Annotated in this window: 1 protein-coding gene; it reads right to left on the bottom strand. The window is 38.7% G+C overall.

From position 1 onward, the window contains the following. On the bottom strand, positions 1-3,624 hold a 3,624-nt coding region (gene rpoB, locus AC1DPQ_RS21105; protein WP_477610774.1), incomplete at its 3' end, for a DNA-directed RNA polymerase subunit beta. Positions 3,625-3,717: the final 93 nt, after the last annotated feature.

Here is a 3,717-nt window from a genome sequence, read left to right on the forward strand (position 1 = left end):
GAATGCCTCTAATGCCCAAACCTCCATCTCACCAAAACGCTGACCACCGAACTGGGCTTTACCACCCAATGGTTGTTGTGTAATTAATGAGTATGGTCCGATTGAACGGGCGTGCATCTTATCATCAACCATGTGACCTAATTTCAACATGTAGATAATACCTACAGTTGTAGTCTGATCGAAACGCTCACCTGTTAAACCATTGTATAAGTAGGTTTTTCCTGAAGCAGGAACTCCTGCTTTAGCGATCCATTCTTCCACCTCATCGTGCGTAGCGCCATCAAAAATCGGAGTTGCAAATTTAACACCCAATTCTTTACCGGCCCATGCCAATACGGTTTCGTAGATCTGACCAAGGTTCATACGTGAAGGTACACCTAGTGGGTTCAACACGATATCAACCGGAGTACCATCAGCTAAGAAAGGCATATCTTCATCACGTACAATACGTGCAACAATACCTTTGTTACCGTGGCGACCCGCCATTTTATCACCTACTTTTAATTTACGTTTTTTAGCTACATAAACTTTTGCCATCTGTACGATTCCTGAAGGAAGCTCATCACCTACACTGATCGCGAATTTATCGCGTTTGTAAGCACCAAGTTCTTCGTTAACACGGATACCGTAGTTGTGAAGCAACATTTTAATCATCTCGTTTTTATCATCATCAGTAGTCCATTTGTTAGGGCTAATGTGATTATAATCAAGCTCAGCTAAAATTTTCTGAGTAAATTTAGCGCCTTTAGCAACTAATAATTCTTTGTAAATGTTAAATACACCCTGAGATGTTTTTCCATTTACGATGGTGAATAATTTGTCAACTAATTCTGCTTTTAATTTCTCAGTGATATTGTTATATCCTTTGTCTAATTTCTCAATTGCCGATTTTTCCTCAGCTTTTGTAGTTTTCTTAGCACGGCTGAATAATTTAGTATCAATTACCACACCTTGGATTGAAGGAGGAGTTTTTAAAGACGCATCTTTAACATCACCTGCTTTATCACCAAAAATTGCACGTAGTAATTTCTCTTCCGGCGAAGGATCTGATTCTCCTTTTGGAGTAATCTTACCAATTAAAATATCACCTTCTTTTACATCAGCACCAATACGGATAATACCGTTTTCATCAAGGTCTTTAGTAGCCTCTTCAGAAACGTTCGGGATATCTGGTGTTAATTCCTCTTCTCCACGTTTAGTATCACGTACTTCTAATTCAAACTCTTCAATATGCAATGAAGTGAAAACGTCATCACGAACAATACGCTCGTTGATTACAATCGCATCCTCAAAGTTGAAACCTTGCCAAGGCATGAATGCCACTTTCAGGTTTCTACCCAATGCTAATTCACCATTTTCAGTTGCATAACCTTCGCAAAGTACTTGTCCTTTAGTAACTTTCTGACCTTTCTTAACGATTGGTTTTAAGTTGATACAAGTATTCTGGTTGGTTTTTTTGAATTTAATTAAACGGTAAGTTTTGCTATCACCTTCAAATGAAACTAAACGATCATCTTCGTTACGCTCATATTTAATGGTGATTTCGTTAGCATCAACATACTCTACAACACCGTCACCTTCTGCGTTGATCAAAGTTCTTGAGTCACGTGCAACGCGACCTTCTAAACCTGTACCTACAATTGGTGCTTCAGGACGCAACAATGGTACGGCCTGACGTTGCATGTTCGATCCCATCAAAGCCCTGTTCGYATCATCATGTTCTAAGAACGGGATTAACGAAGCAGCGATTGAAGTAATCTGGTTAGGCGCAACGTCCATTAAGTCTAATTTCTCAGGCTCAATAATCGGGAAGTCACCCTCATAACGCGCTTTAACACGTGGTGTGGTAAAATTACCTTTATCATCATATTCTGCATTGGCCTGAGCGATGGTTTTACCATCTTCGTCCTCAGCAGATAAATAAATAACGTCTGAATCTACAACTACTTTACCATCTTCAACACGTTTGTATGGTGTTTCAATGAAACCTAAATTATTGATTTTTGCATGCACACAAAGTGATGAAATCAAACCAATGTTTGGTCCCTCTGGTGTTTCAATAGTACATAAACGACCATAGTGCGTATAGTGAACGTCACGTACCTCGAAACCGGCACGCTCACGCGATAAACCACCTGGACCTAAAGCCGATAAACGGCGTTTGTGTGTGATCTCTGCCAATGGATTCGTTTGATCCATGAACTGAGACAACTGGTTAGTACCAAAGAACGAGTTGATAACCGATGATAACGTACGGGCGTTAATCAAATCAGTTGGTGTAAACACCTCGTTATCACGAATATTCATACGCTCACGGATTGTTCTGGCCATACGGGCTAAACCAACACCAAATTGTGCGTACAATTGCTCACCTACCGTACGTACACGACGGTTAGACAAGTGATCGATATCATCTACTTCTTCTTTTGAGTTGATCAATTTGATCAGGTATTTAACAATTGCAATAATATCTGCTTTTGTTAATACTTTAACCTCATCAGGGGTATTCATTTTTAATTTACGGTTGATGCGGTAACGACCAACATCTCCTAAATCGTAACGTTTATCTGAAAAGAATAAACGATCAATGATACCACGGGCTGTTTCCTCATCAGGTGGTTCTGCATTACGCAAAGCACGATAGATGTTTTCTACAGCTTCTTTTTCTGAGTTTGATGTATCTTTCTGTAATGTATTATATATAATGGTATAATCAGCCTGACTTGCGCCATCTTCTTTAGACAAGATGATGCTTTTTACGCCTGCTTCGATAACCATATCAATGTGTTCGTCTTCTAAAACGGTTTCTCTTTCAAGAATCACTTCATTACGGTCGATAGAAACTACCTCACCTGTATCTTCATCTACAAAATCTTCAACCCATTTTTTCAATACCCTTGCTGCCAGTTTACGACCGATGTATTTCTTCAAACCAGATTTACTAACTTTTACTTCGTCAGCAAGATCAAAAAGTTCTAAGATATCTTTATCAGAATCGTAACCGATAGCACGTAATAAAGTGGTAACCGGGAATTTTTTCTTACGATCGATATAAGCATACATCACGTTATTAACGTCTGTAGCGAACTCGATCCATGAACCTTTGAAAGGAATTACACGTGCAGAATACAATTTGGTTCCATTTGTGTGACGGCTTTGACCGAAGAACACTCCTGGAGAACGGTGTAATTGCGAAACGATAACACGTTCTGCACCGTTGATAACAAACGTACCTTTTGGTGTCATATACGGGATTGTACCTAAGTACACATCCTGGATAATGGTTTCAAAATCTTCATGTTCTACATCATTACAAGAAAGCTTCAGCTTTGCTTTTAATGGAACATTGTAGGTTAATCCACGCTCAATACACTCATGTATATCGTAACGTGGCGGATCAACAAAATAATCAAGAAACTCCAATACGAAGATATTTCTTGAATCTGTTATTGGAAAGTTTTCAGCAAACACTTTAAACAAACCTTCGCTAGAGCGATCGTCTGATGTGGTATCTATCTGGAAAAATTCTCTGAATGATTGCAATTGCACATCCAGAAAATCCGGATAGTCTATAATGTGCTTACTAGTTGCAAAATTTACTCTTTGTTCGACTGTCTTTGCCAATGGACTAAAAGATTTTAGTTTAAGAATAAACTATTTGTTTGGTTTCAGTTTCAAGCATTCTCATTAACCAAACAAAATGAGATGTTTATAAAC

It is taken from the genome of Pedobacter sp. 01T416_2 (genome assembly GCF_056398925.1).